Here is a 26,219-nt window from a genome sequence, read left to right on the forward strand (position 1 = left end):
GGTAACATACAGGAGAATCTGTGATGATTCGTTTGTTGCTAGCATTGCCGTTTGCCGCTGCTATGGGAATTGCATTGTTTTCTTTTATGGCATGGATGGTGGATAACGGTCATCATAGAGCACAAGAAAATAGTGAAACATTAAGTTTTAACATGGTGATGGTTGAAAGTGAGCAGGAAGTTCAAAGGCGTCAGCGAGCTGTACCAGAAAAGCCTAAAGCACCAGAGCCACCACCAGAAGCTCAAGTATCTACATCTAAAGCGGAAGTTACGCCAATTAATCCCATGTCTTCAATTCCGGCACTGGATCTAAATACTTCAATTAGTGGATTGGCGATTAGCGCCCCGACATTCTCTGATTTTGGTTCAAACCAACAAGCAATGCCACTCTATAGAGTGGAACCTAGATACCCTCCTAAAGCATTAAAGCGTGGAGCAGAAGGGTATGTACTGATGTCATTCACAATTGATGAAACTGGTCGACCTGTGGATATTGAAGTAACAGACGCTAAGCCACGTAGAATGTTTGAAAGGAATGCAATAAGAGCACTTAAAAAATGGAAATATCAACCTAAGGTCATTGATGGAAAAGCAATAGCTCAGGTTGGTCAAACCATTAAACTTGAATTTAAGTTGGCAGAATGATGAAGAAAATATGGATATTAATTAGCTTGATGCTATTACCTGCACTTCTACCATTGAAGGTTTTGCAAGCTAAAGAGTTGAGTCAGTACACCGCAATTCGTGTTCAAAAAGCAAGTCAATTTGCTCAAGATGAAAAACTCAAAGAGGCAATAGATACATTATCCGCCTTGGAGCTTTCTAAAGAATACGATAAAGCTTTTGTTGCTCGTATGCTGGGTGTTTATCATTGGCAAAATGGTGATACTAAATCTGCAATCAAAGAGCTGACCTATGCCGTAGATAGTGGTTTGCTTCTTGACGAACAAGCATGGATTACTCAAAGAATGCTTGCCGATGTATTACTGAATGAGCAGCGCTTCAAAACGGCGCTTCCTCACTACTACGCGTTAGTTAAATACGCGCCTGAAACAGAAAAGATGGATTTACTGTGGATGCGTATTGCACAAGCGGAATACCAAATCGGTAACTGGAGTCATGTCTTAAAAGCAATCAGCAAGCACGACAAGTTAAAACCAGCACCTGATTTAGCTCCGCTATCTTTAAAGCTAGGTTCGCAACTGCAACTTAAACAGTGGAAACAGGCTATTCCGACTCTAGAGTCCTTGATTGTTTTACAGCCGGAGAAAACGAACTGGTGGAGGCAGCTTGTAGGTTTACAGCTAAGACTCAACCAAAATCGTGCAGCGTTGAATACTTTAGCCTTAGCTGATTTACAAGGGGTTGAATTATCTGACTCAGACCGTCGTTTGACAGCCCAATTATATGCAAAACGCGGTATACCTGAACGCGCGGCTCAAGAATTAAGTAAGCTCAGTAACGCACATACCGATGTTCAACTCCTTGCCGAGCAAGCAACGTATTGGCAACTCGCAAGAGAATGGGATACATCGATAAAAGTGTGGGAAATGGCGTCTAAATACAATGCTAAGTATCATTGGAATGTTGCTCAGTTGATGGTACAGCAGGGCTACTACCAAGAAGCGCTTGTTGAACTGGATAAAGTTAAACAGAAAGAGAAACAAGCCGATGTCGCACTGGCCAAAGTTCGTTCGTGGTACAAACTCAAAGAATTAGAGAATGCTCTGATTCATGCCAAAAGAGCTGAAGGCATTGAAGCGTCAACTGAAGCTAAAGGGTGGATAAAATACTTAACTCAATTGAGACGTATTGATACCAGCAGTTAAAATCAAAGCAGCCACTTAATTATAAGTGGCTGCTTTGTATTTAGAATATGCTTTTTTGTATTCAGGTGGCTACTTTTGTATTTAACTAAATTAGTTAATACCCATTAAATTGACTGATAATCATTTTCAATAGCGATGAATTATAATAGGCTATACAAAAATTTATAAAAGCCTATTTCCATGAGTGAAACTTTCTCCTTCGATACTCTTTTCAAATATTCACAAGCCGTTACTCCTTATCTAGAAGGTCGCTTAAAGCCGACTAAAGTGCCTAGTGACTCTACTGAGTATTCCGTTGAAGTCATCAATAGCCAATCTAATGAACAATTACCATTATTAGATTCATTACCTAGCATCACCTATGGTGTGCCTTGTAGCTCCGATATCAAAGTGCTCTATGACTCAATAGCCACAGTATCACCTGAGGCTAAGCAAGCTTATTGGTTGACTCGCACTTGGGGATTGCTTTGCTGGCAACCTTTATACCTCTCTTTTATATCAATTTATGCTTGTCACGGCTTACCAAAGATTAAAGATATGACTCAAGATCTTCGTGAGCAGTTCATAGCGGGCTATCAATTCAATGATGAAGAAGTCAGGGTTGATGAACGAAATGAATTAATTCAGGTAGCGACCACTGAACTACACTTATTATTTGATTTTTATAGAGAAGAAATAGGTGAGTGGGCTCGCATTCGCCCAGGTTTTACAAACCACCTTTTCGCAGACGCTATTTTGGGCTGTATTGTGCAATTCCAACAATTTCAGCCTGAAATTCAAAACTCCTATTTTTTAGAACAGGCTGAAACTTGGATTCTAGCTGCCGGTCTACCACAAAATTCGTTACAAGGGCTGACAGTTAATCCAGAGACGAACAAACTTCACTTAGTTAGAACAAGTTGCTGTTTAGTGTACAAATGTACAGGTAGAAAACTATGTTCTGATTGCCCTAAGTTACCTGAAAATAGAGAGATGAAAGTAGCGTTGAAAGTCACTTGACGCAAAGCTTTATGAAATTAATTATCATTTATATTTTCATGTGATAAAGTCGCGGCACTTAGCTAAAATTTAGAAGAACCAATGTACCAGTTAGTTGACGCGTCGTTTCAAGTCGATGGCAAGAACATTCTTAAATCTACTTCTTTGGTGTTTAGAACCGGAAAAGTGACCACGCTCCTTGGTCATAATGGCTGTGGAAAGTCGACACTAATGAAGTTACTCAGTCGTCAAAATAAAGCTTACTCTGGAACCGTTTTGTTAAACGAAAAAGAAGTAGGGAGCCTGAGTAGCCAAGATTTCGCACTTAATGTTGCCTATTTACCTCAGCATCCCCCAGTAACGGACGGTGTGACTGTCCGTGAGCTTGTCAGTTTTGGTCGCTATCCATGGAAAGGCGTATTTGGTCGCTATAGTAAAAATGATTACCAAATTGTCGATGACGCTATTAATAAAGTGGGCTTAACCGAGTTTTCCCAGCGATTCGTAGCCACACTTTCTGGAGGGGAACGCCAACGCGCTTGGGTTGCAATGTTGTTAGCCCAACAAAGCACATGCCTTCTTTTAGATGAACCCACATCAGCCTTAGATGTTGCACATCAGTATGAACTTTTAGCGCTGATTAGAGAGTTAAACCAATCTTTGGGGTTAACCGTAATTATGGTTCTGCATGATATCAATATGGCTGCCAAGTTTAGTGATGAACTCATTGCTCTCCATTCTGGAAAAGTCATCGCTACTGGTTCACCTTCTGAGTTGATGACAACAGATAACCTGAAGAATATTTACGGGATGGATTTATCCCTTTTTACTGATCCCATCTCCGGAAAAAAAATCAGCTACATCGCCTAAATTCTGGGTTTAAGCAACTTAAGACGTTTAAGAGAATCCAATTTAAGAACATTCCGTTTAAGAAAATTGGTTTTAAGATGACCGATTTTAAGTAAGTACGGCATACAACTGTTGAAAGGATATTATTGTGAAAATATTGATCGCTTATATAGCGTGTCTCTTTAGTCTTAACGCTTTTGCGAAACAAGTCAGTCATGAGCTTGGGTCAGCAAGTTTTGAACATACACCTGTGCGAGTTGTTACTTTAGACTGGGCGTTAACAGAGACAGTTCTGAGCTTAGGTGTTGAACCGGTAGGCGTGGCTGATATCAAAGGGTACAAGTCTTGGGTGGGTGAACCTGAAGTAGGAGATAAAGCCATTGATGTCGGTTCAAGAAGAGAACCTAACTTTGAATCTTTATTGAAGTTGAACCCAGATGTGATTTTAATCAGTAAGCAAATGTCGGCGGCTTACCCTCAGCTTAATTCCATTGCGCCCACATTGGCTTATTCCATTTATAACTCGGATAAGACTCCCTTGATTTCTGCTATTAGCGTTACACGAGATCTTGGTGCTTTACTGGATAAATCCATCCAAGCGGAGCAAGTAATACAAGAAACAAAAAATAAGCTCATAACTAATGGACAGAGAGTTAAAAAACAATCAGACAACCACACTAAATCACTCCTGTTTGTTCGATTCGTTGACGAGAAAACAGTTCGTATCCATAGTGAAGGTTCATTAGCAAACGACACAATTAAGCAAATGGGTTTAACCAATTCTTGGCAAGAACCCACAAACCTCTGGGGCTTTACTACAGCAGGGATTGAGAAGGTCGCTGAGCATCAAAAAACCAACTTAATGATATTTGGTCCATTAAAAGAGTCAGAAAGAAAGCTGCTATTAGATTCCCCCTTGTGGCAAGTGATGGAGTTCACTCGTAATGACTCTGTTTTTGAATTACCTGCTATCTGGACGTTTGGTGGGCTTATTGCCTCACAAAGGTTTAGTGACCAAATAACTAACCAATTAGCAAATCAACCAAATAAATGATTAATGTGTTTACTCATAGTTGGTTTGCCCCATTCCAGCGAACAAAACTGCCCATTGGCATCACAGGGCTATTTTGTGTAGTAGCCTTATTCATACACATTACTGTGCCTTACTCACAAGGCTTAACCGCATTAGTTGATGTAGTCACTCATTATGACCCGTCAGATTACCAACACATCATAATCAATTTAACTTATCTGCCACGTCTGGTCGTTGCCTTGATTTGCGGTTTTGCATTGGCGGTTGCTGGGTGTGTGATGCAATTTGTTTTACGAAATCCAATTGCGTCGCCAACAACCCTTGGTGTCGCATCTGGTGCTGAACTAGGAATGATACTGAGCATTTTATTACTGCCAGTCGGTATTGAAGTCAGTGGTTTTATCTCTGCTTTTATCGGCGGTTGTTTTGCTACAGCATTGGTTTTTACCTTATCGGCTAAACGAGGTTTTTCACCAGTACATATGGTGCTTGCCGGTATGGTCGTGAGTTTATTCTTTGGCTCAGTGAATACCATGTTGCTTTTATTGAATGAAGAGCACCTGACCAGTTTATTTGTGTGGGGAGCAGGCACGTTGAATCAAAATGGATGGGATAGTGTAAAAATCTTAATTCCATTAACGGTTATTCCAACCTTGTTACTCCTAGTCATTGAGAGACCATTGTCTGCATTGCAGTTGGGGGATGATGTTGCATCTTCAATCGGTGTTAGCGTCAAAACTCTAAAAGTGATCAGCTTAACCTTGGCTATTTTTGTTACAGCGGCAGTGGTTAGTGAAGTTGGACTTATCGGTTTTGTTGGAATCGTTGCACCAGCAATTGCAAGAATGTTAGGGGCTAGGAAGCTTAATCAACAAATTTTGGTTAGTGGGTTGATTGGCTCATATATGTTGTTGCTTGCTGATTTAATCATACAGCCATTTTCAGGCGCGGGTGGTGAAATGCTACCAACAGGCGCAATGACTGCCTTACTTGGCGCGCCTTTCCTTTTATGGCTGCTCAATAAGAAACTGTTGCAGTCAGATATGAAAGCACGCGAGTCTGTGGTCAGCACTTATTATCACCGTACATTAAAACAAGTTGTCATCCCTATTTCAGTACTCTTTGTGCTTCTTGTCGTTGTCGCTGTTTTTGTAGGTAAAGATCAAACTGGCTGGACGATCGTTGAATCTTTTTCAATCTTACAGCTTAGAATACCCAGAGTTGTAGTCGCGGCATTAGCTGGAGTCGGCTTAGCTATTGCTGGAACCATAATCCAACGAGTATCAACAAACCCTATGGCTAGCCCTGAAGTTCTAGGGATAAGCTCTGGTGCAGCACTAGCATTAGTTATAGGAGCATATTTCGGAATAACGGCTGATCGATTCCAACAAATGCTGCTGGGTACTTTGGGCGCCTCATCGGTTACCTTTTTTATTTGGTGGATGGGCAGAAAGCATAATTTTGCAGCAACACACATGTTATTAACTGGCATTGCGCTAAGTGCGGGGCTTGATGCTTTCCTTCGGATTGCTTTGTCATCTGGTCAAGACAATATGAGAGCCTTGCTTACATGGTTATCAGGATCAACTTATCTCGTTTCTATGACAGATGTGTATTTACTTGGGGCAGGGATATTAGTTTTCATTATTGCCATAGCCATAATTCACAAATGGTTAGACATCATTAGCTTAGGTGAGGTGGCAGCAAATAGCCTTGGAATAGATTCAGCGAGAGTGAGAATGTTATTGCTGATTTTAGTGGCGAGCATGACGACTCTGTCAACAATAGTTATTGGACCTCTAAGTTTTGTAGGTTTGCTTGCTCCCCATATGGCTCGTTCATTACACCAATACAGCGCAAAGCAGCAATTGATTACCGCCAGCTTACTGGGTGCAATCTTAATGATGACCGCAGATTGGTTAGGTCGAACAATTTGGTTCCCTTGGCAATTTCCAGCAGGGTTATTAGCTTCATTGATTGGAGGGGCATACTTTTTATATCTAATGAGAAAGTAAATAGCTCCAATCGGTGATTAATTTTGGTGGCTATTAATATGGATAGCCGCCACACCTTATGAATTGTTTTGCCCTACTTTTTTAGTTGCTAGTCAAATTCAGACCCTTTCAGTTTTATTCTTACATCCGCCTATACTTTGATATTTTTCATTAAGCCAGCCCCTCTTTAGATAACATTCCATCCGATTTTTTACTGATAAAACAATTACCTAAGATATTAGACATGGTTATTATGCAGGTGGTTGATAAAAGCCTGACTACTCATAGATTAATTTCATAAAACGGTAGTAATATTCGTGTATATGAGTATCATTCCCATTCTCATTTGTTGTTTATAAAATATAAGAGAATTGAATGAAGTCTAAGAAAGGGATTTTCCCATTAACATTAGTTGCAGTGGCTGTAACGTCTGCATTTTCAATCGTTTCAACGCACGCTCAAGCTGAAGGGTACGCAGAAGCTGATGAAAAAATGGTGGTGGTTTCTAGCCGTACGCCAAAAGCAATCAGTGATATTCCAGGTACGGTTTGGTACATAGATGCTGAACAGATTGAACAGGAATACAGAGGCGGAAAAAACCTAGATGAAATTCTAGCAGCTACTATCCCATCTCTCGATGTTCAAAGCGGTGGTCGAACACATACTGGTCAAAACTTACGTGGTAGAAGCATCATGGTAATGATTGATGGTGTATCGCTGCAGTCTGTTCGATCCATCAGCCGTCAGCTAGATTCTATAGACCCATTCAATATTGCACGAATTGAAGTCCTTTCAGGTGCTAGCTCAATTTATGGTGCTGGTGCAAGTGGCGGTGTAATCAACATCGTGACTAAGAAATCAACCAGTGATGAACTTGAGTTTGAAACCTTTGTTGGCGGAACAACAGGTTTCAACTCTGGTGAAGATCTAGACTATAAAGTTGCGCAATCAGTATCGGGTGGAAATGACAGCGTTAAAGGTCGAGCTGCTGTTACGTATACTAAAACCCAAGCCTATTTTGATGCAGATGGTGACGTTATCACACCAGATGTCACTCAAGGTTCAACCCAATTTAATGAAACGATTGATCTATTGGGTAATTTGCAGATTGATTTAACGGATGGACAAAGGCTGAATTTACTTGCTCAATACTATGATAGCCAACAAGATTCGCCATATGGCTTATATTTTGAGAAAGACGCGAACGGTAACTATCAATTTGTCGACGTCCGTGAAGGTTATTCTGCAGAGCGTCAGCAGGGTACTGAGCGCCTTATGGTTAGCGCAGCGTATAATAACGATGACTTCTTAGCCCACCAATTTATCGCTGAACTTTCCTATCGTATGGAAGAGCATACTTATACGCCATACACACGAGCAGGTCGCTCGACACTAAGCTTTAGTTCATCAAGACAAAAAACAGACGTTATTTCTTTAAAAGCAGTAATGAATAAGTCGTTTGATTCATTGTCTTTTACTTATGGCATCGATGGGTATTTAGATAAATTCGACAGTGACCAAGCTCTCTATGATTCAACGGTTACCGGTAATACCGGTGGTTTAGTCAATGTTATTGATGAAATTACTGGACGTTACCCTGGAGTGGATACTGAAGCGCTTGCTGCGTTCATCCAGCTCGAATACGCATTAACTCATGATTGGTCTATTCAAGGTGGTGTTCGCCACCAATACATGAATACCAAAATTGCAGATTTCCAAAAAAATGCAGCATCAGATTTTGTTCCTGGCGGTGAAACTGATTATTCAGAAACACTGTTTAACCTCGGTACCATTTACCAATTGTCTGACAGCTCCCAGGTGTGGGCGAACTTCTCACAAGGCTTTGATTTAGCTAACCCTGCAAAATACTATGGTAAAGACGCAACCGTAAATGTAAATGACTCTAAACTTGAAGGCATTAAAACGGATGGCTACGAAATTGGCTACCGTAATGAACTTGATGATTTGTCATTCCAAGCAGCCTTGTACTATTCATATTCAGATGGTTCAATTGAATATGCAGATGATAAAAGTATCAAAGGAATTTCTGATCCACTTAGAGTCTATGGTGCTGAAGCAGAAATTAAATATTGGATGACAGATAACCTTCAATTAGGTACATCTGGTCACTATGTTGTCTCGGAAGAAAAAGGGGATAACGGCTGGGAAGACCTAGCGGCGATGGAAGCAAGTACAACCAAAGCGACGGCGTGGATCGGCTGGAATGATTACGATTACAGCATGAAGCTGCAAAGTATCACCATGTTTGATTACAAAGACGCTGATGATCGTAAACTTGATGGCTACACTGTTCTTGATCTTGTTGGCAACTATCAACTACCCGTTGGAAGCTTAGGTTTTGGTATTAAAAACCTATTGAATGAAGACTACTCAACGCTATGGAGCCAGCGTGCAAGACACTGGTATGGTGATTCAGACATGTTTGAATACAAAGGTCGAGGTCGCACATTTACGCTCAATTACCAAGTGAAATACTAATCGTATAGACCATATTCAAATTTAATCAGTCAGCCGTTTTACTTTAAAAGTAGAACGGCTTTTTTATAGAGATTAAAATTTACCTTCAATAGAACGGTTCCGTGCTTCTATTCCAGAAGCACTCAAGTTATAGAACTCCTCCTCATATAAACGTAAACAATGTAAATTAAATGCCAATACGAATTATTATCAACTAAATTATCGCCCAGATAATTTATAGGTACGTATATTCATGCAAGTAAGCTGTTCGGTGTTTAAAGTGTCAGCGGGATTTAAAGTGCTAGCGCGGTTAACAATCCAATTGGTTAAAGAGTCAGCGTGGTTAAGCAACCATTCGCTTAAAAAACATGCAGTTAAAAACAAAGTGGCTAAACAACCATGTGGTTAAAAAGCAGAGCGGTTCAAGCATGGGCTCGCCGACTCCATGTTTATATATCAATGGCTTTATTATTTGTTGTTCTGTTTTTCTCAGTAACCGGAATTACTCTTAATCGACCAAATCTGTTTGAGTTAAGCCAGCCAGACATTCAACACAATATTTTCGAATTGCCAAGTTCACTATTTTCTATCAATTCAGGACGAATTGAAGCCGATGAAAAAGCGTTACATCAATTCTTGCAGAATGAAGCAGATGTATCGGGAACTCCTTCAAATTTAGACATCTTTTCAGAAATAGAAGATGGCGAGTTAATCATTGGTGAAGTATCAATGGATTTCAAAGGACCGGGTTATAACGCTTCTGTATTCGTCGATATTTTGGATGCATCAGTTGAAGTCGAAAGTACAGATTACGGGGTAATCGCGTTACTTAATGACTTACACAAAGGCCGAAATAGCGGCGAAGTGTGGAAGTGGTTTATTGATATTACTGCATTGCTGATGATTTTTTTCGTTATCACTGGAGTTTGCTTGCTTCTTCCGAAAAAGAAAACATTACATACATCCATTAAGTGGACCATCTTTGGTTCACTCGTCTCTCTCATCATTTACGTAATTGCTGTGCCTTAATGTGGTCAGCATTGATTAAAGATATTCGGTATTCGTTCCCTAAGGCTATGAACATGAAAAACAAATTTTGGTGTCAGTTGCTTATTGCATTGTCACTGGCTCCAACTTTAAGTCTGGCTGAACCCATTCCAGCAACTGCCAAACTCAATGTGAGCTTTGAATTACCAACAATCGATACATCAATGTATGCCAGACCTTACGTCGCGGTATGGGTGGAAAACAGTGAAAGAAAGTCGGTAAAAACGATCGAACTTTGGGTTGGTAAAGACGAATGGTTGAAAGACTTGCGTAGTTGGTGGCGAAAAGTAGGTCGCTATGATCGTGAACTTGTCGACGCGGTAACTTCAGCAACTCGACCTGCTGGTGAATATCGCTTTGCTTGGGATGGTAAGAATGACAATGGTCAGCCACTCGAACAAGGTAACTACACAGTACATATTGAGGTAGTTCGTGAACATGGTGGACGTAACTATATACGCCAAAAAGTCATTTTAGGTGATTCAAATACTCGCTACACGTTGAAGCCAACGGAAGAGACGGGTGAAATCACGATGAGCTATGTTGTCAAATAACATCAATTTGTGAGATGAAATCAAGCCGTTACATAAAATTACGTACTTAAATCGGTCAAATACTCACGTTAGTTGAAGATGAATTAACGAAAATAATGGAATTAAAAATGATGAAACAAACAAAAATAAAAGCAGTAGCTCTTGCGGGAGTGATGGCATTTGGTTTAGCGGCAACAACGACAGCTCAAGCTCACCCTCGTTGGGTTTTACCATCTCATTTTACCGTATCAAAAGAAGGCGGTGATTGGTTAACGTTTGACGTTACCGCTTCTCACGGAACGTTTGTATTTGATAAACCGGCAGGCAGTGAAAGCGCTCAAATCATCATGCCAGATGGCAGAAAAGAACGCCCTAACTTTGTTGTACGTGGTAAGCGCCGTTCTATTTTTGATTTCTACTTTGAAGAAGAAGGCACTCACAAGGTTACGATCAACAATACACCAAGCTATTACACTCAGTACAAAGCAGGTCGTCGTGACACCGTTAAGTGGGTGAAAGCAACGAAAGCAGAAAGAGACAGCATTCTTCCTGAAAAGTCCCGTGACATTGTCACTCAAATCAGTTTCACACGAGCTGAAAGTTACATCACTGTGGGCAAGCCATCTGACTCAGTATTTAAGATTGAAGGTAAATTACTTGAAATGAAACCGGTAACTCACCCTTCAGACATCATCGAAGGTGAGCCTGTGACATTCCAGTTCTTTTACAACGGTGCAATTCAAAAAGGTGTAACCGCTGAAATCACACGAGAAGGTACGCTTTACCGTAACCATCAAGAGCAGATTGACGTAGTAAGTAATGATAAAGGTGAAATCACATTTACTCCGGATGTAGCTGGTCGTTACGTGATGAAAGCGAACTACAAAGGCGAGTTGATTGATAATCCATTAGCCGATAAAGCCAGCGCAAATGTTCATCTAACTTTTGAAGCATTATTACAGTAATCGGGCACCCCATACTGGGCTTCGAAAGCTCGTAAACAACGATTAGGGTTCATGGTGATGAACCCTTTGTCGGTTATGTATTACGTCGGTTATCTATTACCTCAGTTAAGTATTACACAAGTTTAAAACTACAAAATATTACTACGCTAGCCATGTGAATGTTGAATATGAAAATACAAATTAAAACAAAATTAAAAATAGCTATTAAGACAAACTTCGCTATTGTTGTCGCGGCAATGGCATTACCTGCACAAGCGCATTTTCCACTTATGGGCTGCTGGCTAGAAAAAGAATTAGTGGTTTGCGAAGCGGGGTATTCAGATGGTAGTACTGCGGTCGATTACGCGGTTGAGATGTTTGATTATGACGATAATCTTATCGCTAAAGAAGTGACTGATAAGCGTTCAATCGTGGAATTTGTACATCCCAATGAAGATTTCTATTTAGTTTTCGATTCCGGTCATGAAAACCCAGTTGAAGTTGATGTTGTTGAGATCAGCGAGAAATGATCACTCAATCAGTAAGACCAGATACTGGTGATAGAGAAGGGAAATGGGTCGGATTCATTATTGTCTTGATCCTTGCGTTCGCTACGGTTGCTATTCCATTTCATCAAGCAAACACTCAAATCGAACACGTTGAACAACACCAAATATTAGTGACAGATGTTAAGAAAGAAAACCTGGCTATGCTGTCTGAACTAAGGCTTGCCCACGAAGAAATCCGAGACATTTATCTAGACAACGATGGCGAGTGGCCAAGTGTCAACTTTTTAGAAGACGAGTGGATCGCACCGTTCGTGAAAGATCAAAGTTGGAAACGTAAAGGGCAACATCTTTGGACTCATGTTGGAAATGGTTACTATTTTTCTGCACCTTCTCAATCAGGTGCTGCAAACGCATTTTTGTTAAACACCAATGTGATGTCACCTGATATATGGATATCTCTCGGGGGAAGCCTAGAAGCACCGAGCTCTTATGAGATCGAGTATTTAAAGTCATTAGGCTGGAAACAAGTTGTCACTGCTGCAAGTGAACCCAAAAACAAATTAAATGATGTTCATTAAAAATAGAGATTTATCATGCGAGTTTTAACTGTATTCATTGCTTTTCTTTCTGTGTTTACCACGTCGAGCCTACAAGCCACAGCACTTTCATCATTAGACGAACAATTAGATAGCAATTTAATAGACAGCAATAAGATTACAATCGGTATCACGCTGCAACCCTATTACAGCTATGTCAAAGCTGTGGTTGGTGATAAAGCAAACATACTCCCATTGGTTGATGCTGGCTTTAACCCACACAATTATTTACCTCAACCCAACGACTTAAAACGCTTGAGTATGATGGATGCCATTATAGTGAATGGCATTGGGCATGATGATTTTGCATTAAAGGTTATTGATGCGTCACAACGTAACGATTTGGTTGTGATTGAAGCAAATAGAGAAGTACCTTTACTTCCTGCACTCGGTCAATCTGTTGGTCAAGGTGCGGTAAACCCGCATACGTTTGTAGGTTTATCAACAACAATTCAAAAGGTGTACACCATTGCTAGTGAAGTATCAAAACTTGACCCAGATAACGCCTCTTTTTATCGCAAAAATGCACGCAAGTACGCGAAGCATTTTCGCTTTATGAAACGCGATGCAATGCTTTCACTTGGTGAACTTGATACTTCAGGTATGAAAGTGGCCACAACTCATAATGCTTACGGGTACATCCTTCAAGAATTTGGGGTGGACGTAGTCGCGGTGATTGAGCCTGCTCATGGTGTCGAACCAAGTGCTAGCCAACTTCAAGGAACAATTGAAAAGATTCGTGAGTCTGAAATTGATGTTCTCTTTTACGAGTTAAATATGCCTAACCGTTTTGTCGACACCATTGAAGCAGAAACCGGAGTTCAACTTTATCGATTCTCACACATGACTCATGGGGATTATGAAGATGAAAAAGTTGAAGTTGAAATGAAAAAGAATGTCGAGACTCTTATTGAAGCGATGAAATTTGCAGCCAGTAATCAGGCTAACTCACCCCAACAAGACCAGAAGATTAAACAAGTAAGTAAGTCGGGTGGTTTGTAATGATTGGTCCTTCAATCTCAATTAATAATCTTGGTCTTCAATATGATAACAACATCATTTTGGAAAAAATCTCTGTAGATTTTGAACCAGGTAAATGCCACGTAGTAATGGGACCAAATGGAGGAGGTAAAACATCGCTGCTTCGTTCTGTTCTTGGGCTCACTCCATTCTCTGGGGACATAAAGATCCATTGGCCTTCAAAGCCGAGCATTGGCTATGTTCCACAAAAGGCCATCTTCGAATCCAGTTTGCCTTTGACTGTAATGGACTTTGTTTTACTCAACCAAACTCGTACGCCCTTATTTTGGCGTCGTAAATCAAAACAACTTGATACCGCTCTTGAACAATTAGATCGCGTAGGCATGGCAAGCCGTTCTGATCGCCGAATGGGGCAATTATCTGGTGGTGAACAGCAGAGGGTGTTATTTGCTCAAGCGCTTTTAGATAACCCAAGTTTATTAGTGTTGGATGAACCAACCACAGGTATGGATGAACAAGGGGTTCGCTATTTAGAAACTCTTATAAAAGAGTGTGTTGATGAGGGACGAACCATTTTAGCGGTTCATCATGATGTGACAGCGGTTCGTCGCTTAGAAGCTAATGTACATGTGGTTAATCGAGGCTTAGTTGAAAGTGGCACTCATGAACAAGTCTTACACCCATCAAAAATTGAAAGCTTGTTCCAACATTATACGAGTACTTCAAACATTAAAAATACAGCTGAGGTAGCGTAATGGAATGGTTACGACAAATCGCCATCATGGGTGTGGAAGCAGGCTGGTTAAGCGATAGCTTCATGTATGCATTCATGGTTAACGCCTTGGTTGCAGCTTTACTTCTAGGACCATTACTTGGTGGGCTAGGGACGCTTGTTATTGCCAAACGACTCGCTTTCTTTTCTGAAGCTGTGGGTCACGCTGCTTTAACAGGGATTGCAATCGGCGTGCTACTTGGAGAGCCAGCCGAAAACCCAATCATAGGCTTGTTCAGCTTCTGTATGATTTTTGCTTTGCTACTTCACTTTGTAAGAAATAGAACCAATGTGCCATACGACACGCTTGTGGGCGTATTTTTAGCGCTTGCTTTAGCGGTTGGTGCCGCCTTATTAATGTATGTCGCGCGTAAGATAAATATCCATATGCTAGAGAATGTCTTGTTTGGTTCGATCCTCACGGTAACTGATCAAGATTTAGCGATATTAGCGGCGAGTTGTTTCATCATAATCGTACTGCTTATCCCTACGTTCAATCGCATTTTATTAACTTGTATTAGCCCTGATATCGCGAAAGTTCGTGGCTATAACACCAGTTTTTATGATTACTTATTTGTGATGATGATTACGTTAGTGACCATAGCTGCAGTAAAAATCGTTGGTGCAGTCTTAGTTGGAGCATTATTGCTCATTCCCGGTGCTACCGCGCGTTTACTGACTAAACGAATGGGAAGCTTTGTGCTGCTTTCTGCTTTACTCGCGACAATTGCTTGTTTGGTAGGAACGATATTGCCTATGGAACTTGACCTTCCAGTGCCTTCAGGCGCATCAATTATCATTGTTTCCGCAGTCTTTTTCTTGTCTGCAACATTCTACCGAATTATAAGAAAGGCTTAAAAATGACCTCTTTATTCACTAGGGCTTCTTCTACGCTAGCTTTAATCACTGTGCTTCTTACCCCTCAGTTTGTATTTGCTCAAGATATTTTGACCGCTACACCTGTGACTTATGCACTGGCGACTGAGTTAACGAAGAAAACCAACATCACGACCCAGTACTTACCTCCTAAGCGCTATGGTATTGAACGTTTACCCAACTGGTTCAGTACCAAAGGCGAAAAGAAAGCCATTGAGTCAGGCAAGAATGCTACGGTAGCCATTACGCTTTCATCAGTATGGAAGGCTGATCCTACCTATGTATATGCAAGGCAGGGTAATGTTCGATTGATCGAGGTTGATGCCGCACAGGCAATTACACCACGCGCGCAAGGGGTCGCTGCTATTACACTATCAAGTGGCGAAGTGTCTAAATTCGTTTGGCTAAATCCAACTAACTTGACTCGTATGGCATCAATTGTGGCGGATGATTTGAAGAAAGTATGGCCGAAATATTCAGACACGATTGATGCAAACTTGCAGCGAGTCATGTTGGAAGTTCGCGAGTTGATCAACCAACAGCAAGCGATCTTATTAGATCGAGAAGTGGATGCCGTTGTACTTTTATCTGAAAGCTTAGAAGACTTTGTTTCTGGCAATCAATTGTTTGTTGAAGATAGGATTTTCACCGCAGAGCTTGAATGGAATAAGGCTCAGAAAACAGAGTTACAGTCGCTATTTAATGAAGATGATTCCTTGTGGTTAGTCACATCTAAAAAGCCTTCGAAAATATTGAAATCACTCGTACCAGAAAACAAAATTCTAGTTATTGATTCAGTAGATCGTTGGGGGAAGAAGGGTATCTCTAGCGATAAAGTATTCTCGCGTTGGGAAATTATTCCTAACAGTCAATAAAGCTTATGCCTGTATTAAAACTGAGCACTTGCGTTTTAACTGAGTAGATAGCATATAAAATGCAGCAGGTTATCAGCCTGCTGCATTTTTATTTATTCCGAGATAGTTGTCTGAGTAAGTTTTACGTCTTTTAAGAAACGAGTAGTTGATTCAATTTTTCTTGCTGACTTTCTATGGCCGACATTTTTTGGATGGCTTCCTCAACCAGATCTAATGCATCTTCTGCCGCTTTCTCTGACGCTTTTGATTCATCTTTTATCGCTGAACAAAGGTTATTTGCACCATCAACTAACTCGATTTGTTCTAGAGTGGATGATTGAACGTTATTAACCAATTCACCAATATCTACACTATAAGTATTGAGTTGAGTGACTATTTCACTATTGACGCTGACATCTTGTTTAGTCCTCACGGCTAAACTTCTCACTTCGTCAGCGACAACTGCAAACCCTCTTCCTTGTTCGCCAGCTCTTGCAGCTTCAATCGCAGCATTCAAAGCCAATAGGTTAGTTTGATCGGCAATGCTGGTGATAGATGAAAACGCACTAGTAATGTCAGAAGCATTCGAACCTAAAGTATCAATCATCTTTATTAATTGTTCACGTTGATCAGATTGAGTATGGGTAATCTTAGCAACATGCTCCAAATAGTCATTTAGCTGATGCTGCTTACCTTGCAACGCCAAAGACATAGACGCGAGTGCCCTGAGTGATTGAGAGCAATTGGTAATGATGGGATTGTACTCAGAAATTTGCGCGAGCATGTTTCTTTGAATGTTATTCATATAGCGCTCAGCGTTAACTTCCGATTGAGAATGGAACTTAACAAACCTTGCAAGCGTTGAAGGATAATGGGTGACTGATTTATGGTGATTACCGGTACGCTTATAAATGGTAATCGACACATTTGTGCAGTTTGAATGAACATAGCATGTTTCACCAAAGCTTGAGTAGCCAGCGGTTGGAACATCAAACTTGGTTGCTTTTAGCTCCTGTTCAGTGCTTCCTATACGTCTTAGGACACAATCTATCGCAATTGTGGTAATTGGCTGCCCTTGAATTTCAGACAAAAATTGTTTGTTGGATCGCTGTGTTGAAGAGGCGAGACTGTCAGAACTTACTAAAGAGATTTCTTCACCAAACGTTAAATCCGAGAACAAATTTAGAGAATTCTCGTTGCCATTAACACTGGCTACGCTTCGAACAAATTTTTCGCCTTCGCTGGTCTCTATAACAAAATGCTTGCCAGTTAATGCATTTTGAAGATTGTCAGGAGAACATTTGAGAACATCACATAGATGCTCAACTGGCGATGTTATCTCATTATTGTTTAAGATTATTTTAGACAAAGTTCGCGTAACATTATTAGATTTAGCGACAGTAAATTTGGTATGAACAGTACCGGATACTGAGTGTGTATGATGGAACGCGTAAGCATAATCAGGATGAAGTTTAATAAGCATTAACAGCGCTTTATTACTGCATGGCTTTCCATTTAATCCAAAATCTGCTCTTGTGAAATCAAGCTTTCCTCCAGCGCTACCACCAATTAACGGGACTTCTATTTTTCCGCTGTTATAGGCAGCTCTTAAAAACTGATTCTCCATAGCATTTAAGCCAGTAAAACAAGTGTAGGCAAAGGTATCAGTATGGTTTTGCTCGACTTGCCAATTCAGAGACTTTATTGCCTTTGTCATGGTTGTTATGTGGCGGTCAATATCGGTTTCTAGAGTGTGTTTAGGTATATCAACCAGTTGTGGTTCACACTGGATAAACATTTTCTGAGAGAAAATATGAAGAACGACTTCACCACCGTCATAAGCGGAAGCCGTTGTTGAACTCAAGTTACCTGCGCTCATAATGGTGACGCAATGTGCGCCAATAGATTTAAACACGCACCCTAAATCAGCCGTTACTTGATCAAATTTCGAATGATTTGAGACGTAAGCCAAACATAGCGTAGGTTTTTCAACCGTGTTTAATATGTCTTCTGCTTTGGGTAGTGAACTCGTGGTATGTGAGAGGATGACAGAGTGGGGCAATACATCTTGAGCACTTTGTGAGCTTCTATTAGTTATTCTTTTTATTAAATTTAACATCCAGCGTCCTGACTTGTTTCTGATTGATTCTCTTAGCGAAATTAATAATTGTGTAGAGAAACGAGATGTTATTTAAATTATCAGATCAGATGTAAAGCCATAATTATAATATGGGTAAATAAGCGCTAGATCAGGATTGGTTTTTAATATATTTAAACTATGTCACAATTTGCATATTGAAGGGTAAAGGCGTGGTCAGGTACAGCTTTGAATTTTCCGTGCAGGAAAATGTAAACGTGTTTATAAAAAGTCAAAAGTGACGATGAAAAGTTAAACATGCCTATAAAGAATGGGGAATTTAGTATAGGCATGTTTTGAGTCAATTTAGTCAGAAACTTCGTTTGACGAAACCGCTTCTTCGTTCTGTTTCGTAGCCGCTTCTTCAGCTTCTATCTTGGCTCGTTCTGCTTTAGAAATGTAGCGAGGCTTATTGCTAGTATGCAGCTTAGCATTTGCTCTCTTTTGTTTCTTTTTTAGAATATCGTTAATTTTTTTCTTACGGTTCATTGCTGCATAGCCTTGTATTTAGTTAATGCGGTGGAGGATAATCATTTTAGCCGCAGAACTCAATAAATGAGTGTATTTCGATGGAGAATGATGTCAATGCAACCACTTACCACTGAGCGTTTAAATTTACGAATGATCACGCATGATGATTCCGATTTTATTCAAGCTTTATACAACACCGAAGATTTCTTAAACGACATTGGTGATAAAGGCATTGATTCTCCTAAATCGGCAATGAGTTACATAGAAAATAATATTTTGAAGATGTTTGAAGATAAAGGTGTGTGTTTATTGTTGGTTGAAGATAAACATACCTTATCTGCCCTAGGTGTTTGTGGTTTGATCAAGCGAGATACATTAGAAGCATATGATATTGGCTATGGTTACTTTCCAAGTGTCTACGGCAAAGGTATTGCTTATGAAGCTGCGAAAGCAGTACTGGATGATGCGCAGAACAGATTAAAAATTAAAAGCCTTGTCGCGATTACCACCTCAAACAATCAGCGCAGTATAAGCCTACTTGAACGCTTAGGGTTTAGTTTTGAAAGAGTTGAAGAGGCTTTATCAGAGTCGGTGGATCTCAATCTTTATCAGTTGAACTTTGATCGTCAATTCAGCACCCACTCTCAACCTAACCTTGTCACTCAATCCAAGCATGGCACTCAATAATGTATCAAACCAAAGATATACTCACTGGCGAACTGGCAACTGAATTTAAAACGGTGGTCGCCATGGTTCATATTTATTGTAATGACCACCACGGAACAGTTAAGGGGCTTTGCGCGGATTGCTCGGAGTTACTGGACTATGCTGAGACTCGACTTGATCGATGCCCATATGGTGAAGCAAAACCTACCTGCAATAAGTGCCCAATTCATTGTTATAAACCTGAGCCTAAAGAACAGATGCGTTTAGTGATGCGATATTCGGGTCCTAGAATGTTGTTAAAGCATCCTATATTAGCGATTAGACACTTATTACACGAAAGACGTACCGTGCCGTCTAAGCCTTTGCCTAATGCCTCAAACCGACACAAAAGACTGAAATAATTTATTAGTGTAGATTCAATAATAAAAGGGTGAGCACATTCATGCTCACCCTTTTTCTCAAGTTAACCTGACTAAATGCTGTTTACGCAACAGTTGGTGTAGCCTGGTTATCGTTATCGTTATCATGGCCAATGGTTAAATTATTAATCCAGCGTCGGCTTACGTAGCGATGCGAACAAATAGCCAATTTCACTACTTCTTCAACAAGCATTAATGCGTAGATATATTGAAAACTCCACCCCAATACAAATGCACCAAATACACAGACTGGAATTCCAACCATCCACATGGCAATGAAGTCCATACGTAAACAGAATCTATTATCGCCACCAGAGCGCAGCATTCCATTAATGATCACCATGTTGAGCATTCTAATGACAATGGCACAGCTCATGAAGAACATAGTTGGCGAAGCTAATGTATATAAACTCGCTTCTGTTAGATTTAGCCATTCAAGAACGTATTCTTGACCTAAAAATAAAGCAGAGCCGACGGCAATACCAAATACAACCACAATCTTAATAAAAGCTTTCCCCATATCCATCGCTTGATCGAATTCGTCACGTCCTAATGAATGACCAAGTAGGACAGAACACGCAACTGAGATACCGAAAAATACGGAATAACAAAGTGATTCAAACGGTGCAAGCATAGAGAACACGGCTAATTCAGTTGTCCCCATGTGACCAAAAACCATTTGGTAAGCCATTGTCCCTACAGCCCAAAGCACAGCATTCATTGTAAGTGGAAAAGCAATACGACGATAAGAAAGCCACAGTGATTGTTTGTGAGTAGAGCTTTCTGATGTGAGTAGCCAGTGTTTTTTATAGCGCATGTAGGCGTACATCATGATCACTTGGATTAAGCGAGCAAGTGTCGTAGCTAAGGCTGCGCCAGCCACACCCATTGCTGGAATCCCAAATGCTCCTTTAATGAGGATTAGGTTCAAAGCTATATTTAGCCCAATAGTCACAGCGCCAAGTAATAGTGGAGTGACGGTGTCACCTGATGAGCGCATGCTTGCTTCTGTTACAATCACAATGTGTGTAAGTAAAAGAACCGGAAACCCATACCAAAGGTAAGACGCTCCTAGGTCTATCACAGTTTGATCACTGGTTTGTAGCATCATCAATAATTGAGCGCCAAGCGTAATAATTGCCGTTACTGGCAGTAACACTTTCAAACCGAAATTCAAAGTAATTGATGTAATCGTTTTCGCACTCGAACGGTCACCTTTCCCCCAGTATTGAGCGACTAGTGTACCGTTAGCGGTGGCGAGACCAGCCATGATCATTATTGCAACGAAGTGCCATTTTGATGCTATTCCCACAGCCGCAGTGGCTTCCATACCAAAATCGCTAACCATCAATACATCGGCAAGGGCGAGTATTGCAACTAAAGCACTTTGTAGTGCTACAGGTAAGCCGAGCTTAATTATCCTAGATAATATATGCTCTGGCTTAGTTGGATTGTTTGCGTTAGGGTAAGTTTTAGTAGTCATAGGCTCTCCAGTTTATGGCAAGAACTATAGTGATTAGCCTAAGATAAGAACATGTTTAAAAATCGAGAAAACCTGTGCGAATCCGTCATTGGCACAATGCAGCCTAAAACAACATGGCAAGATGAAGTCTTTCTTGCTGAAAGTTGTAAAGAACGCTTTTTGACCACTGAAGATATTCCTGAACTACAAGCCTGTGGAGTTCATATGGCTGGTATGGCGAAATTATTTGATGGTTACTTGGTAGAGCGAGAATCCGTGTCTGTTCATACTTTCGTATTTACGCAAGAAGGCAGTGGTATTCTAACAACCTCTACATTTGTTGCTGAAATAGAGCCCTATACTTTAGTTGTTTTGCCTGCTGGAACTTCCTTCCGGTTTGAACTGAACCCACAACAAAACTATTGGAAAATGGCGTGGATGCTGATACCTGACACTCCACAATGGCAACACATGGCAGGTTTAGGGCAATCAATTGTACCGTTCGGAGAGTGTGAGCAAGTGTGGTCTTTATTAAATTTGTTGTATTTCGAAATTGGTGGGCGTGCAAGTTTTAGAAAACTAGTGTCGAGTGAAATTGTACGCTTATTAACTGGATTCGAACCAAAATCGACCAGTACCACTTCTCGAGTACAAGCGTTATATAATGAAATTGAAAGCAGCTTACATTTAAATTGGACAGTAGCAGAGATGGCAAAGCGAGTATTCATCAGTGAAGAACAACTCAACAGAGTCACTAAATCATTGTTTCAGCTGTCACCTAGAAGTAAGCTCATTCACTTGAGAATGGATAAAGCCGCGAGTTTACTCCATCATCAGGAATGGTCAGTCACCATGATTTCTCATCGGCTAGGCTATAAAGACCCTTACAACTTCTCGCACCGTTTTAAAAAGCATTTCGGGCAATCTCCTAGTCAATATAGAAAATCATTACATCACTAAAAAATTAATGCTCAAACTATGCTAGAACCTAGAACCTAGAACCTAGAACCTAGAACCTAGAACCTAAAGCTTATAATTTAGAGCTTCAGCAAAAAACCAAAATTAGCCCATGGCTTGGAAAGCATGCTCAAGTTTCTCCGTCCTCTTATTAAGAGATGGAATGTCAATAAGGTGAATGCTGCCTCGCTCTAAGCTGATTTCATTTTGTTTCTCTAAGCTTTTCAGTACTTCATTTAATCTTGGGCGAGATATTCCTGTTATTTGGCTGAGCTGCTTCTGTGAAATATCGATTTTTATCAAGCTGCCTTGAACGGCGGTCAAGCGTTTTGCGAGATCCAGTAAAGAAAAGACAATTCGAGATTCACGATCGTAAAGCGAACAAAGTTGAGATTGCAGCCAATTTTTTTGAATATCTAATGTGCAGTGATACAACCAACGAAACACTTCATTGTTAGTACTGGCAAGCCGGTCAATTTTTTCTTTTGGGAAATACAAAAGAGTGCAGGGGAGAATTTCATCAATGGTCGCGTTGAAAGACAAGCTATTGTATATGACTCCACCACCAGCCCAAGTATTGGCACTCAGTAGCGTGGCATTCATCGTATTTGTGTTTTCAGACGCAAAGCTAATCGACATGATCCCTTGAACGATATAAAAAACACCACCTTCACTCGTACGTTTAAACTGATTTCGGTCTGAAATACCATGTACAGTAATGGCAGAAAGCATTAGTTCATCTTTTAATGCTTGGCTAAGCGGACAAGGCCACTGAATATCGGAAGTAGAGGTTTTCAAAAGCGATCTCGATTGTATTTTTTCATAGTGTAACTTGGTGATTTACGTTCTTACAATATGAATAAACTCTAATACTTAAATCGGTAAAGAAAGTATTATAAAAATCGGCAGAAAAGGTGCTGCCGATTTTGTTTTGTGGATGTGATTTTAGAGGGGGGTATTATTGCATTGCGAAGGCTTATTAAAATGTTTGAAACAAAAATGGATAAAATCGTTGCTACTTTTAGGCTTTGCGAGAAAGTACCCTTGTAAAACATCACAACCTAGTTGAGCAAGCCTGCGTGCTTGTACTTGGCTTTCCACACCTTCCGCAACCACTCTTAAATCCAAGCTTTTACTTAGCGCAATGACACACTGTACTGCGGCTAAGTGCTTATTATTCTTTAGCATCTGGCTAACAAACAGTTGATCAATTTTAAGTTCAGTAAACGGGCTTGAAATTAACTGGCTTAATGATGAGTGACCAGTACCAAAATCATCTATAGAAATGTTTACACCGCGAATGCGTAATCGACTGGTGTTTTCAAGTGATCGAGCCAAATCAGATGCCAGTTCAGTTTCCGTCACTTCAATAGTTAATTTATGAGGTGGGAAGCGAACTTCATCAGCAATCTGTAAAACGCGGTTAGCAAAATCAGGTTGAACAAGATCAGTAGGCGTGACGTTTACAGATATATTCAAAGACCAGCCTTTATTATGCCAACTTGCGGCCGTCTCAATAGATTTTCTAAGCATATGACAAGTCAACTGATAGCTTAAACCCATGTTCAGCAGCTTATCTAAAAAGTGAATAGGGGTTAGCATTCCAAATTTGGGGTGGTTCCAGCGGATCAAAGCTTCAGCACCAATCAAATTACCATTACGAGCATCAAAGTGGGCTTGATAGTGAGGCTCGAACTGATCATTTCTTAATGCATGTCGTATTTCGTCTTCCGTTACGCAAATCTCTTGTGATTGTTTGCTTTGCGCTATAGATGTATCTTTTTGAACCCAAGTGAGGAGTTCCGTAACTTGTTCACGCTTTAAAGGTTTAATTAAATTGGCGACCTTTTTTAACCCGCATGATTTCGACATTTCAATCACAGCAGCTTGAACATCACTGGCGGCACTACTGGTAAATACAACGGTTGTTTGTATCCCTGAATCAGCTAAAACTCTTACAAATTCAACACCATCCATTTCTGGCATGTAAAGATCACAGAAGATCAGGTCTGGCTTTTGTTTCTTTACCGCTTCAAATCCTTTTTTTCCATTGTTCGCAGTCACAATGGTGGCGCTTGTGATAGAAGAAAGCATTGAATATAAAATCTTACTTTGAAATGCATCATCTTCTATGATGAGAATGTTACCTATATCCATTAAGTCGCCATACTAGCAGTCATTGCTAGATCCTTGTAATCCAATTGTTGAGCCAAAACTCGGCTTTGGGCTGAAAACTCTTTGCTTTTGATGAAGTCAGTATCATGAAGCTGATCTCGGCAGCGAATCGCTAAATGGATAACGTCACGCTTACTCCAATTGTGAGGCCAAGCGCGTGTTAGCACACCGAATAAGAGTTTAGGCACTTCATTATCCGTAAATTGAGTTTCCATTGCGTGAGCAAGCATCGTTGATGCTTTTTCAAAGCTTTTCTGTTCGATTAAAGTGAGTGCATCACGCTTTATTTTAATAGCCGTTTCTCGAGACCTTTGAACCTTATTTCGCCATTGAGATAAGTAAGCCAGTAATGCTTTATCTCTAGTAGTAAAGGGTTCTTTTTTTAGTGATATGTTGATTTGCTCACTTAAGCGTTGGTATTCAGTTTGAAATCCTAATAAAAGATACACGCGTGATAGCTCAATCTTTTCTAGTAAGCTTGGTTGATATCCTTCAATGTTAGCAACGTAGCTTCTGTACTCTTGCAGCAAAGCGCGTCCTTTCATTGGGTCGCTTTTTAAAATATTGCCACGAGAAAACAGCAGCAGTTCCATTGCTTTATAATCCGTTCTAGGGAATTTTGCTCGCCAACTTTCTGCCCATTTACCTAATACTGATAGGTGAGTTAAGCGTTGCTCTCTTGGTGAGAACTGAGCTTGGTCGAGAACCAGTTGCGCACCTAACTGATACATATCCAAAGACTCTCTAAATGAATGGCGAGACTCTAAGATCATCGACTTCGTACTTGAGATAGCGTTAGGTAAGTTAAACATTGCCATATTGAGGTGTACTTTAAGGCGATGTCTTTCAATCACTTTGGGAGAAATTGCAATTGCTCGATCAATGTCTTCTAGAGCAGGTTCAAACTGAATTTGAGCCACGTTTAATTCGGCGCTCAGCTGCGCAGCAGAAGCGGCATGGAAAGGGTCTTTTTGAAGTGGTTTTAGTAAGAATAACCCTTGTTTATATTGTCTTTGTTTGAGAGCAATACGAGCCAAGTTAAGGACTACTTTTCCATTCTCACCGCTGCCTTGTAAATTGATCAGCACATTTCGGGCATCATCATACTGCTTGAGTTCTATGAGTGCTTCTGCTTTCAAACGTTGAGCGTGAACGATGATGTCGTCATCTTTATAAAAAGCCTCATCCACCATTGTCACAACGGCTGCATAATCTTTCTTAGCAAAACAAATAAGCAGATCCGCGAGCTCACGTTTTTTTCGAATAAAACCTGAAAGACGTTCTTTTAATGTGGTGTAGTTGAGTGGCTTAAGAAGGTAACCATCAGGGTTTAATTCCATAAACCCACGAACGACCTCTGCTGTGGCGTCACCCGTTACAATGATATTAGCGCAGTCTGCGGCAAGTAAGCCTTTAGTCTGTAGTTCATCGATCAGCTGAAATCCATTCGCGCGATCACCTAAGTTGTAATCGAAGAAGACAAGACCATAGTGGTTATTACGGCATCGTAAAATGGCTTCTGAAGCATCTTGGGCAAAATGCAGCATTTCCGGTTGGTAACCCAGCTTTTGAAGCATACCTTTAGCGGCGGTTCTATACATTGAGCTGTCATCGACAATTAAAACTGGGCGTGAATGATCAAGAGTGTTGAATGGCATAT

24 protein-coding genes and 2 pseudogenes are annotated in these 26,219 nt (G+C 40.5%); 19 read left to right on the forward strand and 7 right to left on the reverse strand.

Going from position 1 to position 26,219, the window contains the following annotated elements; genetic code table 11:
• Nucleotides 1-23 precede the first annotated feature (23 nt).
• The 16 genes from F0226_RS18075 (at nt 24) to F0226_RS18150 (ending at nt 16,293) form a co-directional block, all read left to right on the forward strand.
• Complete coding sequence (locus F0226_RS18075; RefSeq protein ID WP_171736971.1) at nt 24-644, forward strand: energy transducer TonB; 621 nt, start codon at nt 24-26, stop codon at nt 642-644.
• The gene (locus F0226_RS18080) at nt 641-1,828 is read left to right on the forward strand and encodes a hypothetical protein (protein ID WP_301338163.1); all 1,188 of its coding nucleotides are present in this window, start codon (nt 641-643) and stop codon (nt 1,826-1,828) included. Before F0226_RS18075 ends, F0226_RS18080 begins: the two co-directional genes overlap by 4 nt.
• Nucleotides 1,829-2,008: 180 nt before the next feature.
• A complete protein-coding gene (locus F0226_RS18085) occupies nt 2,009-2,827 on the forward strand; it encodes a siderophore ferric iron reductase (RefSeq protein WP_171736943.1) in 819 nt (272 codons plus the stop codon).
• Nucleotides 2,828-2,908: 81 nt separating this feature from the next.
• Nucleotides 2,909-3,676, forward strand: coding sequence for an ATP-binding cassette domain-containing protein (locus tag F0226_RS18090; RefSeq protein WP_171736944.1), 768 nt, complete (start codon nt 2,909-2,911; stop codon nt 3,674-3,676).
• A gap of 127 nt (nt 3,677-3,803) precedes the next feature.
• Entirely contained in the window at nt 3,804-4,709 is a 906-nt protein-coding gene (locus F0226_RS18095) for an ABC transporter substrate-binding protein (RefSeq protein ID WP_171736945.1), read from the forward strand.
• A 47-nt stretch (nt 4,710-4,756) separates the two neighbouring features.
• Nucleotides 4,757-6,703, forward strand: coding sequence for a Fe(3+)-hydroxamate ABC transporter permease FhuB (gene fhuB / locus F0226_RS18100; RefSeq protein ID WP_253820857.1), 1,947 nt, complete (start codon nt 4,757-4,759; stop codon nt 6,701-6,703).
• A 354-nt stretch (nt 6,704-7,057) separates the two neighbouring features.
• The gene (locus F0226_RS18105) at nt 7,058-9,181 is read left to right on the forward strand and encodes a TonB-dependent receptor (RefSeq protein WP_171736947.1); all 2,124 of its coding nucleotides are present in this window, start codon (nt 7,058-7,060) and stop codon (nt 9,179-9,181) included.
• Between the two features lie 378 nt (nt 9,182-9,559).
• A complete protein-coding gene (locus F0226_RS18110) occupies nt 9,560-10,189 on the forward strand; it encodes a PepSY-associated TM helix domain-containing protein (RefSeq protein WP_171736948.1) in 630 nt (209 codons plus the stop codon).
• Nucleotides 10,190-10,242: 53 nt separating this feature from the next.
• On the forward strand, nt 10,243-10,761 hold the full coding sequence (locus tag F0226_RS18115) for a DUF2271 domain-containing protein (RefSeq protein ID WP_171736949.1): 519 nt from the start codon (nt 10,243-10,245) through the stop codon (nt 10,759-10,761).
• A 107-nt stretch (nt 10,762-10,868) separates the two neighbouring features.
• Nucleotides 10,869-11,705 (forward strand): DUF4198 domain-containing protein, encoded by an 837-nt coding sequence (locus F0226_RS18120; RefSeq protein ID WP_171736950.1) that lies wholly within the window; start codon nt 10,869-10,871, stop codon nt 11,703-11,705.
• A gap of 173 nt (nt 11,706-11,878) precedes the next feature.
• A complete protein-coding gene (locus F0226_RS18125; protein WP_171736973.1) occupies nt 11,879-12,214 on the forward strand; it encodes a hypothetical protein in 336 nt (111 codons plus the stop codon).
• The gene (locus F0226_RS18130; RefSeq protein WP_171736951.1) at nt 12,211-12,771 is read left to right on the forward strand and encodes a hypothetical protein; all 561 of its coding nucleotides are present in this window, start codon (nt 12,211-12,213) and stop codon (nt 12,769-12,771) included. The genes F0226_RS18125 and F0226_RS18130 overlap by 4 nt, the downstream gene beginning before the upstream one ends.
• Nucleotides 12,772-12,786: 15 nt before the next feature.
• The gene (locus F0226_RS18135; protein WP_171736952.1) at nt 12,787-13,791 is read left to right on the forward strand and encodes a zinc ABC transporter substrate-binding protein; all 1,005 of its coding nucleotides are present in this window, start codon (nt 12,787-12,789) and stop codon (nt 13,789-13,791) included.
• Nucleotides 13,791-14,525: a metal ABC transporter ATP-binding protein gene (locus F0226_RS18140; RefSeq protein ID WP_171736953.1), complete on the forward strand. Its 735-nt coding sequence runs from the start codon at nt 13,791-13,793 to the stop codon at nt 14,523-14,525. The genes F0226_RS18135 and F0226_RS18140 overlap by 1 nt, the downstream gene beginning before the upstream one ends.
• Entirely contained in the window at nt 14,525-15,400 is an 876-nt protein-coding gene (locus tag F0226_RS18145; protein WP_137374303.1) for a metal ABC transporter permease, read from the forward strand. The genes F0226_RS18140 and F0226_RS18145 overlap by 1 nt, the downstream gene beginning before the upstream one ends.
• 2 nt (nt 15,401-15,402) lie before the next feature.
• The gene (locus F0226_RS18150; RefSeq protein ID WP_171736954.1) at nt 15,403-16,293 is read left to right on the forward strand and encodes an ABC transporter substrate-binding protein; all 891 of its coding nucleotides are present in this window, start codon (nt 15,403-15,405) and stop codon (nt 16,291-16,293) included.
• 130 nt (nt 16,294-16,423) lie between these two features.
• On the opposite strand, the pseudogene F0226_RS22705 reads toward F0226_RS18150, so the two are convergent.
• From F0226_RS22705 to F0226_RS18160, 3 genes and pseudogenes are all read right to left on the reverse strand, one after another.
• Nucleotides 16,424-16,906, reverse strand: a pseudogene (locus F0226_RS22705) (methyl-accepting chemotaxis protein); the annotation flags it as partial.
• A 327-nt stretch (nt 16,907-17,233) separates the two neighbouring features.
• Nucleotides 17,234-18,391, reverse strand: a pseudogene (locus tag F0226_RS22610) (FIST N-terminal domain-containing protein); the annotation flags it as partial.
• Nucleotides 18,392-18,715: 324 nt separating this feature from the next.
• On the reverse strand, nt 18,716-18,898 hold the full coding sequence (locus tag F0226_RS18160; RefSeq protein ID WP_171736956.1) for a DUF2986 domain-containing protein: 183 nt from the start codon (nt 18,896-18,898) through the stop codon (nt 18,716-18,718).
• A 96-nt stretch (nt 18,899-18,994) separates the two neighbouring features.
• On the opposite strand from F0226_RS18160, the gene F0226_RS18165 reads away from it, so the two are divergent.
• Nucleotides 18,995-19,567 (forward strand): GNAT family N-acetyltransferase, encoded by a 573-nt coding sequence (locus F0226_RS18165; protein WP_171736957.1) that lies wholly within the window; start codon nt 18,995-18,997, stop codon nt 19,565-19,567.
• Complete coding sequence (locus tag F0226_RS18170) at nt 19,567-19,947, forward strand: nitrous oxide-stimulated promoter family protein (RefSeq protein WP_171736958.1); 381 nt, start codon at nt 19,567-19,569, stop codon at nt 19,945-19,947. Before F0226_RS18165 ends, F0226_RS18170 begins: the two co-directional genes overlap by 1 nt.
• Before the next feature lie 82 nt (nt 19,948-20,029).
• Here F0226_RS18170 and F0226_RS18175 read toward each other — a convergent pair whose 3' ends face one another.
• Complete coding sequence (locus F0226_RS18175) at nt 20,030-21,448, reverse strand: MATE family efflux transporter (RefSeq protein WP_171736959.1); 1,419 nt, start codon at nt 21,446-21,448, stop codon at nt 20,030-20,032.
• Between the two features lie 51 nt (nt 21,449-21,499).
• Here F0226_RS18175 and F0226_RS18180 point away from each other — a divergent pair, with 51 nt between their 5' ends.
• A complete protein-coding gene (locus F0226_RS18180) occupies nt 21,500-22,387 on the forward strand; it encodes an AraC family transcriptional regulator (protein ID WP_171736960.1) in 888 nt (295 codons plus the stop codon).
• A 102-nt stretch (nt 22,388-22,489) separates the two neighbouring features.
• On the opposite strand, the gene F0226_RS18185 is transcribed toward F0226_RS18180, so the two are convergent.
• The 3 genes from F0226_RS18185 to F0226_RS18195 all read right to left on the reverse strand — a co-directional run bounded on the left by F0226_RS18185 (nt 22,490) and on the right by F0226_RS18195 (nt 26,217).
• The gene (locus F0226_RS18185) at nt 22,490-23,182 is read right to left on the reverse strand and encodes a Crp/Fnr family transcriptional regulator (RefSeq protein WP_171736961.1); all 693 of its coding nucleotides are present in this window, start codon (nt 23,180-23,182) and stop codon (nt 22,490-22,492) included.
• A 147-nt stretch (nt 23,183-23,329) separates the two neighbouring features.
• Entirely contained in the window at nt 23,330-24,541 is a 1,212-nt protein-coding gene (locus F0226_RS18190) for an EAL domain-containing response regulator (RefSeq protein ID WP_171736962.1), read from the reverse strand.
• Nucleotides 24,541-26,217 carry a response regulator gene (locus tag F0226_RS18195; RefSeq protein WP_171736963.1) on the reverse strand — a complete coding sequence of 559 codons (1,677 nt, stop codon included), beginning with the start codon at nt 26,215-26,217 and terminating at the stop codon, nt 24,541-24,543. Before F0226_RS18195 ends, F0226_RS18190 begins: the two co-directional genes overlap by 1 nt.
• Between the last annotated feature and the right edge of the window lie 2 nt (nt 26,218-26,219).

The sequence above is a fragment of the Vibrio sp. 99-70-13A1 genome (assembly GCF_013114625.1).
Taxonomy (GTDB): Bacteria; Pseudomonadota; Gammaproteobacteria; order Enterobacterales; family Vibrionaceae; genus Vibrio.

Excerpts from the sequence above, each read along its gene's own strand:
- F0226_RS18190 (WP_171736962.1), bottom strand. The coding sequence starts at position 24,541 with ATGGATATAGGTAACATTCTCATCATAGAAGATGATGCATTTCAAAGT.
- F0226_RS18135 (WP_171736952.1), top strand. The coding sequence starts at position 12,787 with ATGCGAGTTTTAACTGTATTCATTGCTTTTCTTTCTGTGTTTACCACG.
- F0226_RS18140 (WP_171736953.1), top strand. The coding sequence starts at position 13,791 with ATGATTGGTCCTTCAATCTCAATTAATAATCTTGGTCTTCAATATGAT.
- F0226_RS18110 (WP_171736948.1), top strand. The coding sequence starts at position 9,560 with ATGTGGTTAAAAAGCAGAGCGGTTCAAGCATGGGCTCGCCGACTCCAT.
- F0226_RS18120 (WP_171736950.1), top strand. The coding sequence starts at position 10,869 with ATGATGAAACAAACAAAAATAAAAGCAGTAGCTCTTGCGGGAGTGATG.
- F0226_RS18115 (WP_171736949.1), top strand. The coding sequence starts at position 10,243 with ATGAAAAACAAATTTTGGTGTCAGTTGCTTATTGCATTGTCACTGGCT.
- F0226_RS18150 (WP_171736954.1), top strand. The coding sequence starts at position 15,403 with ATGACCTCTTTATTCACTAGGGCTTCTTCTACGCTAGCTTTAATCACT.
- F0226_RS18075 (WP_171736971.1), top strand. The coding sequence starts at position 24 with ATGATTCGTTTGTTGCTAGCATTGCCGTTTGCCGCTGCTATGGGAATT.
- F0226_RS18080 (WP_301338163.1), top strand. The coding sequence starts at position 641 with ATGATGAAGAAAATATGGATATTAATTAGCTTGATGCTATTACCTGCA.
- F0226_RS18170 (WP_171736958.1), top strand. The coding sequence starts at position 19,567 with ATGTATCAAACCAAAGATATACTCACTGGCGAACTGGCAACTGAATTT.
- F0226_RS18085 (WP_171736943.1), top strand. The coding sequence starts at position 2,009 with ATGAGTGAAACTTTCTCCTTCGATACTCTTTTCAAATATTCACAAGCC.
- F0226_RS18145 (WP_137374303.1), top strand. The coding sequence starts at position 14,525 with ATGGAATGGTTACGACAAATCGCCATCATGGGTGTGGAAGCAGGCTGG.
- F0226_RS18105 (WP_171736947.1), top strand. The coding sequence starts at position 7,058 with ATGAAGTCTAAGAAAGGGATTTTCCCATTAACATTAGTTGCAGTGGCT.
- F0226_RS18130 (WP_171736951.1), top strand. The coding sequence starts at position 12,211 with ATGATCACTCAATCAGTAAGACCAGATACTGGTGATAGAGAAGGGAAA.
- F0226_RS18090 (WP_171736944.1), top strand. The coding sequence starts at position 2,909 with ATGTACCAGTTAGTTGACGCGTCGTTTCAAGTCGATGGCAAGAACATT.
- F0226_RS18165 (WP_171736957.1), top strand. The coding sequence starts at position 18,995 with ATGCAACCACTTACCACTGAGCGTTTAAATTTACGAATGATCACGCAT.
- F0226_RS18160 (WP_171736956.1), bottom strand. The coding sequence starts at position 18,898 with ATGAACCGTAAGAAAAAAATTAACGATATTCTAAAAAAGAAACAAAAG.
- F0226_RS18195 (WP_171736963.1), bottom strand. The coding sequence starts at position 26,217 with ATGCCATTCAACACTCTTGATCATTCACGCCCAGTTTTAATTGTCGAT.
- F0226_RS18175 (WP_171736959.1), bottom strand. The coding sequence starts at position 21,448 with ATGACTACTAAAACTTACCCTAACGCAAACAATCCAACTAAGCCAGAG.
- F0226_RS18180 (WP_171736960.1), top strand. The coding sequence starts at position 21,500 with ATGTTTAAAAATCGAGAAAACCTGTGCGAATCCGTCATTGGCACAATG.